The organism is Vibrio sp. V33_P6A3T137 (genome assembly GCF_009904835.1).
In the GTDB taxonomy this organism is placed as follows: Bacteria; Pseudomonadota; Gammaproteobacteria; order Enterobacterales; family Vibrionaceae; genus Vibrio; species Vibrio metschnikovii.
In genome coordinates, this window is the sequence record NZ_WXWK01000069.1 from 1 (window position 1) to 6,151 (window position 6,151).

Below are 6,151 nucleotides of genomic sequence, written 5' to 3' on the forward strand. Positions count from 1 at the left end.
ACTGAAAGCAAAAAACACATCACCTCAGCAAAAAGAAAATATAAATAAAATTAAAACCGAAATTATTTAAATATGCCTTATTACAACGGAAAGTGGCACCGATACTCGGAATCAGAAAGACGTGATTATGGTCGCCAGCAGCGAGAACTGCGCAGCCAAGAATGGAAAGCTAAATGGCACAAAACATGGATATCAAAAACTCGATTAAAACAGTGCCGCAACTGGACTGACTCAATGATAAAGCTCTTTCTTGATGGTAAAGCCGAAAACTCAGGGAAAATAACCGCTTATCGACGTACCTTGATTGAAATGATCGAGAAAACGGAACAGTTTCAACTCATGATGGCGGCACGTGTTGCCAAGCAGCAAAAGAAAAAGATAGCTCAAATGTAAAACTCAAACCTCGGTTCAACTCCCAAATGAGGAGCTGAACCGCATCTCACTTTGAAGCGAATACTATCAACATTGATTGAGGCTCAGTGAAAATGGTACTAAGATACGGTACTAAGTGAACTTTTTCAGAAACCAAAAACAACCTAACTCACTGAATTTGTTGAATTTTGAAAACTTTGATGGCTGCTCCCGCCAGCTCCACCAATTCATAGTTTAAAGACGTCTCAGGACGTCTTTTTTTTTGCCTGCAATAATTTAAAATCAATAGCTTAGCATCTAATGACGTTATCTATTCGCTTTCTCTACTTCATCGAGCTAAGTATTACGCTCATTAGGTAAATCACTTAAATAATGTACAAATTCCACTTCAAACCCATCGGGATCGATAAAGTAAACATTACGACGAAAAGCCTCATTAGTTCCATTATCAGCAATCTCAAAACCCGCTTGCTCTAGACGTGCGATCACTGCATCAAGGTTTTGAGTTTCAAAAGCAAAATGCGCTAAGCCAACGCTGTGCCCAGTACGATCTCTGTTCCTCCCTTCGCCAAACTCATTGAGCGCAAGGTAATGATTTTCATCGCCAAAATGCACCCAAGTTCTGGCTTTGCCATACCACTCGCCACCACCTTTCGCGCGTATTTTCCAATGAGGAAAAGCGGCTCGGTAAAAGCGTAATGATTGTTCTAAATCTTTTATGACTAGATTAATGTGTTCAATTTTCATCGTTCTTCTCCTTGTGCTTGATGAAGATACAGGCTAAAACCTTAACCTTGGTTGAGGTAAAGTGTTTTTTTGCTTTTTTATAGAAAAATGAACAAAAGATGAGGCTGAGCACAATATGTCAAACGATTGGACAGTGGGGAAAGTCGCACAGCGCAGTGGGATAAGTATTAGTACACTGCATTTTTATGAACGTCAGGGACTGATTAAGAGTGACCGCAACGCAGGTAATCAACGCCGTTACCGAAAAGATATTTTACGTCGTTTTTCCGTGATAAAAGCAGCTCAGAAGCTAGGGATTTCTCTGGCAGAAATACAGCAAGCATTAGCAACATTACCTGATAGTCGAACACCAACTCAAAAAGACTGGCAAGCACTATCAGCACAGTGGAAACAGCGTTTAGATGAACGAATTGCTGGATTGGAAAAGTTGCGCGATACGCTTGACGGTTGTATCGGTTGCGGCTGTTTATCGATGCAAACTTGCCCACTGTATAATCCAGAAGACAAACTGGCCAAACTAGGAACTGGACCCGTACTTTTAGAGCAGTGCCATATAAAATAAGGAAGACAGCAGCAAGCCATAGAGTAGTCGAGGTAATCCATAATGCCAATGAGCCTAGATAGACTCTAGGCTTTAGGGAAAACGAACGTAACCAATATCGCTGCCGCTGTAAATAAGAAAGGGATAGTCTTATCGCTTCCTATTCAAAAACTTAAAACAGGTATCTAATAAGCAGGCTCAATCGTACCGTTAAACGTTTCGGCAATAAATTCACTCACCGCGGCCGACTGAAAAATCTGTACAAATTGCTGATACACCGCGTTGTCTCGCTCGTTTTCACGAGTGGCAATAACCATTACAGCCAATGGTGCTTGATTGGATTCGAGAAAAATTCCTTGCTTTTTAGGATCTATACCAGCTGACATCACATAGTTCATCGTAATCGCTGCCGCATCAACTTCATCTAAAGTTCGCGGTAACTGAGCGGCATCGACCTCAAGAAACCGCAAATTTTTCGGGTTTTCAAGAATATCCCTTGGAGTTGCATTGAAACCGACACCATCACGAAGCGTAATTAAATTCGCATCAGCTAACAGCAGTAAACCACGTCCACCGTTAGTTGGATCATTGGGAATCGCAATCCGTGCATTATCAGGTAAGTCTTGTAATGATCCATGACGATTCGAATAAATCCCCATCCGCATTAAAATCGAGTGACCAATCGATACTAACTTTGCCCCATGATGACGATTGTAGTTGTCTAAAAACGGTTGATGTTGATAACTATTAATATCGATACTGCCATCGGCCAGTGCGGCATTGGGAGTAATAAAATCAGAGAATTCAACAACTTTTACCGTTAAACCGTGTTTAGCCGCTTCTTTAGCGACGGCCTCAACCACTTGAGCATGTGGCCCAACGGTTGCTCCGACCTTAATTTCAGAGCGTTCTTTTTGACCACATGCCGTCAGCCCCAGCAGTAATGTTATCGCTAACGCGCAACGAATCGTACTTTTCATTTTCAGCATCCTTTCTACTCACAAAAAATAAAGACTTCTAGACGTCCATAATAAACGCAATAGAATAATTCGCAACTTGATTTGCTTTTTATTATGTTGCACCTTATATTAGGTTAAACTTATTTAGCAAAAACTAACGAAGAGGTTATATGAAATCTTATTCTCAATTACTCAAAGACAACAATACCTTAGGTAAATCTTATAAACAGCAAAGCCCTGATACCTTATCTGCGTTTATGCAATTACATAAAGCCGCTATGGCTCCTGGTGAGCTGGATCTGAAAACCAAAGAGATGATTGCACTCGGTATTGGTATCGCTGCACGTTGTGATGGTTGTATCGCCGCTCACGTTTTTGCAGCGTTAAAAGCTGGGGCGACACAAGCCGAGCTGGTTGAAGTGATCGATGTTGCTGTACTGATGGGAGGAGGCCCTTCCTTAACTTATGGTATTCAAGCACTGGGAGCAATTGAAGAGTTTGCCGCTGAATCACAATAAATAACGCCTGAAGCTAAAATAGGTTGGGGAGATAAGCGTAAAGACTTTCCAACAACAATCCCCAACCACTTATGGCAATATCATTTTTATCAATCAACGTATTATCAACGACGAGTGATTTGATCGAATGTTGCGCCTTGTGCAAAATGAGTTTGATGTGCCTGCTGCCAACCGCCAAACACCTCATCGATAGTAAATAGCGTTAGATGAGGAAACACTTCCGTATATTTCTCAGCGATATCAGGATCTCTTGGTCGATAAAAATTTTTGCGCGGCAATCTCTTGGCCGACTGGAGAATATAAATACGCCAAATACGCTTGTGCGACCTCACGAGTTCCTTTTCTATCGACTACTCGATCAACCAAACTCACGGTAGGCTCAGCAAGAATAGAGCGACTCGGAACTACGATTTGTAAGCCATGATGATTTAATTTGTTCACCGCGAGCAGAGCTTCATTTTCCCAAGCAATCAACACATCACCTATTTTCCGCTCAACAAACGTGTTCGAAGCGCCACGTGCCCCCGTATCTAAAACGCTGACATTTTCATAAATCGACTTAACAAATTGCTGCGCTTTTTCTTCGTCACCTTGATACTGATCTAAAGCGTATCCCCATGCGGCAAGATAATTCCAGCGAGCGCCACCCGAGGTTTTCGGATTAGGTGTAATGATTTCCACATCAGGTTTGATGAGATCATCCCAATCTCGAATATTTTTAGGGTTCCCCTCTCGGACCAAAAAAACAATCGTCGATGTATAAGGCGCTGAATTATAAGGTAAGCGATGAATCCAATTGGGAGCGATTCTTCCCCCCTCGGCAATGGCATCAATGTCATAAGCGAGTGCTAAAGTCACGACATCGGATTCAATACCATTCATCACGGAAACTGCTTGTCGACCTGATCCGCCGTGGGATTGCCTAACCGTGACATTATGTCCGTTTTCTGCTTGCCAATAAGTGGCGAATGCGGCGTTATATTGTTGATAAAGCTCTCTGGTCGGATCGTAAGAAACATTCAATAACACGGCATCTTTTGCCAAGGTATGTTGAGAAACACTGAATAGAGATAGAGCGAGTAGCCATGTACGCATGAGTCATCTTCCTTAGTTAATATGCGACAAGCAAATTAGCACAACATTTATAACCAAGTTAGAAATATAAATCGATTGCATATTCACTTTTGGAATATTAAACCCATACCTAGCACGCCTCAATATTAACTTGAGCACACCTTGGAAATTCAATCCGGTAACTAGCAAAACAGATGAATTCTCAATCTATTCTGTGTTAGCATGACCAGCTTTTATGATGGACATCACAATTTTCTATTATTGTGACTACCATACCTCCTAAATTTGTTAGGTAAAAAGCGAGTTTTTATGTCTAAAGTTTCTTTGAGTGTTGATGCGTCTTGCATGACGGCATCCGATTACTCCGCCACGCATCCCCCACAGAGCGACTGCGCATCGCTATCACAAAAACTTGAGCTTAATAATCCCGTATTATGGCTTAGTGGTAGTTTCCTCTCCTTATTCGTATTATTAGCGGTTACCTCTCCTGAGCTGCTCACTTCTCTGATTGATTCTGGTTTTAGTTATGCCACTCAAGGTTTTGGTGCCTTTTGGCAACTGCTGTTATTGGCTAATTTTGTGATTGGTTTGGCGCTGGCTTTAACCCAAACCGGATCGGTGCGTTTAGGTGGTTTAACATCGCCAGAAATCGATAATATGAAATGGTTATCAATCATTCTTTGCACTTTACTGGCTGGTGGCGGTGTTTTTTGGGCCGCCGCCGAACCCATTGCTCATTTTGTTAACGCTCCACCGATTTTTGCTGACGCCGATTTATCGACAATGGCCATCAACGCACTCTCACAATCTTTTATGCATTGGGGATTTTTAGCTTGGGCCATTTTAGGTTGCCTTTCTTCCATCGTACTGATGCATTTACATTACGATAAAGGACTCCCTCTAAAACCTCGTACTCTGCTTTATCCGATTTTAGGTCAACGGGCCGTTACCGGCTGGGTCGCTAACTTAATTGATGCTCTGAGTATTATCGCGGTTGCCGCAGGGACGATTGGCCCGATTGGTTTTTTAGGTTTGCAAATTAGCTACGCACTGCATGCCCTATGGGGTATACCCGATACTTTCACGACACAAATCATCGTTATTTTGTTTGCGATGGCAATGTATACCTTTTCTGCGTTAAGTGGCTTAAGTAAAGGCATTCAAGTGATCAGTCGCTATAACATTATTTTGGCGGTGATTTTAGTTCTGTTTATCCTAACTTTTGGCCCAACGGGATTTATTATTGATGGCTACTTACAAGGTGTCGCCTCGATGGTTGATAACTTTGTTCCTATGGCGCTCTATCGTGCTGACACAGATTGGCTCAGTTGGTGGACAGTCTTTTTCTGGGGCTGGTTTATTGGTTACGGACCGATGATGGCGATCTTTATTGCACGCATTTCACGTGGACGCACAGTACGCCAATTGATTCTTGCGATTAGTATCGCCGCTCCGCTGATCACCTGTTTTTGGTTTAGTATTGTTGGCGGCAGTGGATTGGCTTTTGAATTGGCTAACCCAGGCGTTATTGCTCAAGGTTTTGAAGGGTTTAACTTACCTGGTGCATTATTGGCAATCACCGCTCAACTGCCCTTCCCGACCTTAATGGCTTTGCTATTTCTGGTGTTAACCACCACCTTTATTGTCACTACTGGGGATTCAATGACCTACACGATTAGCGTCGTGATCAGTGGTGAGGCTAATCCTAATGCTGCGATTCGAACCTTTTGGGGCGTAGTGATGGGAGCGATGGCGATCGTTCTGATATCAATGGGAGAAGGGAGCATTTCAGCGCTACAATCTTTCATTGTCATCACCGCCGTACCCGCTTCACTGATTTTACTGCCTTCACTATGGCAAGCGCCTAAAATGGCGACTCAAATGGCCAAAGACCAAGGTATATTTATGAAATAACAAAGGGGCTAAAAGCTAATGCCAGT

Annotated in this window: 7 protein-coding genes; 4 read left to right on the plus strand and 3 right to left on the minus strand. The window is 42.6% G+C overall.

Annotated features, from left to right (window positions below; genetic code table 11):
• Positions 1-72 precede the first annotated feature (72 nt).
• On the plus strand, positions 73-393 hold the full coding sequence (locus tag CAG60_RS16510) for a hypothetical protein (RefSeq protein ID WP_202598536.1): 321 nt from the start codon (positions 73-75) through the stop codon (positions 391-393).
• Between the two features lie 315 nt (positions 394-708).
• Here the strand turns inward: CAG60_RS16510 and CAG60_RS06580 are convergent, their stop codons facing one another.
• Positions 709-1,119 carry a VOC family protein gene (locus tag CAG60_RS06580; protein WP_004395791.1) on the minus strand — a complete coding sequence of 137 codons (411 nt, stop codon included), beginning with the start codon at positions 1,117-1,119 and terminating at the stop codon, positions 709-711.
• A gap of 115 nt (positions 1,120-1,234) precedes the next feature.
• On the opposite strand from CAG60_RS06580, the gene soxR reads away from it, so the two are divergent.
• Positions 1,235-1,681 carry a redox-sensitive transcriptional activator SoxR gene (gene soxR / locus CAG60_RS06585; protein WP_161438551.1) on the plus strand — a complete coding sequence of 149 codons (447 nt, stop codon included), beginning with the start codon at positions 1,235-1,237 and terminating at the stop codon, positions 1,679-1,681.
• A 164-nt stretch (positions 1,682-1,845) separates the two neighbouring features.
• On the opposite strand, the gene CAG60_RS06590 is transcribed toward soxR, so the two are convergent.
• Positions 1,846-2,640: a MetQ/NlpA family ABC transporter substrate-binding protein gene (locus CAG60_RS06590; protein WP_161438552.1), complete on the minus strand. Its 795-nt coding sequence runs from the start codon at positions 2,638-2,640 to the stop codon at positions 1,846-1,848.
• 149 nt (positions 2,641-2,789) lie between these two features.
• Here CAG60_RS06590 and CAG60_RS06595 point away from each other — a divergent pair, with 149 nt between their 5' ends.
• Positions 2,790-3,137 carry a carboxymuconolactone decarboxylase family protein gene (locus tag CAG60_RS06595; RefSeq protein WP_154168894.1) on the plus strand — a complete coding sequence of 116 codons (348 nt, stop codon included), beginning with the start codon at positions 2,790-2,792 and terminating at the stop codon, positions 3,135-3,137.
• A gap of 240 nt (positions 3,138-3,377) precedes the next feature.
• Here the strand turns inward: CAG60_RS06595 and CAG60_RS06600 are convergent, their stop codons facing one another.
• Complete coding sequence (locus tag CAG60_RS06600; protein ID WP_272924707.1) at positions 3,378-4,232, minus strand: sulfate ABC transporter substrate-binding protein; 855 nt, start codon at positions 4,230-4,232, stop codon at positions 3,378-3,380.
• A gap of 288 nt (positions 4,233-4,520) precedes the next feature.
• Between CAG60_RS06600 and CAG60_RS06605 the strand changes: the two genes are divergently transcribed.
• Complete coding sequence (locus tag CAG60_RS06605; RefSeq protein WP_161438553.1) at positions 4,521-6,125, plus strand: BCCT family transporter; 1,605 nt, start codon at positions 4,521-4,523, stop codon at positions 6,123-6,125.
• Positions 6,126-6,151: the final 26 nt, after the last annotated feature.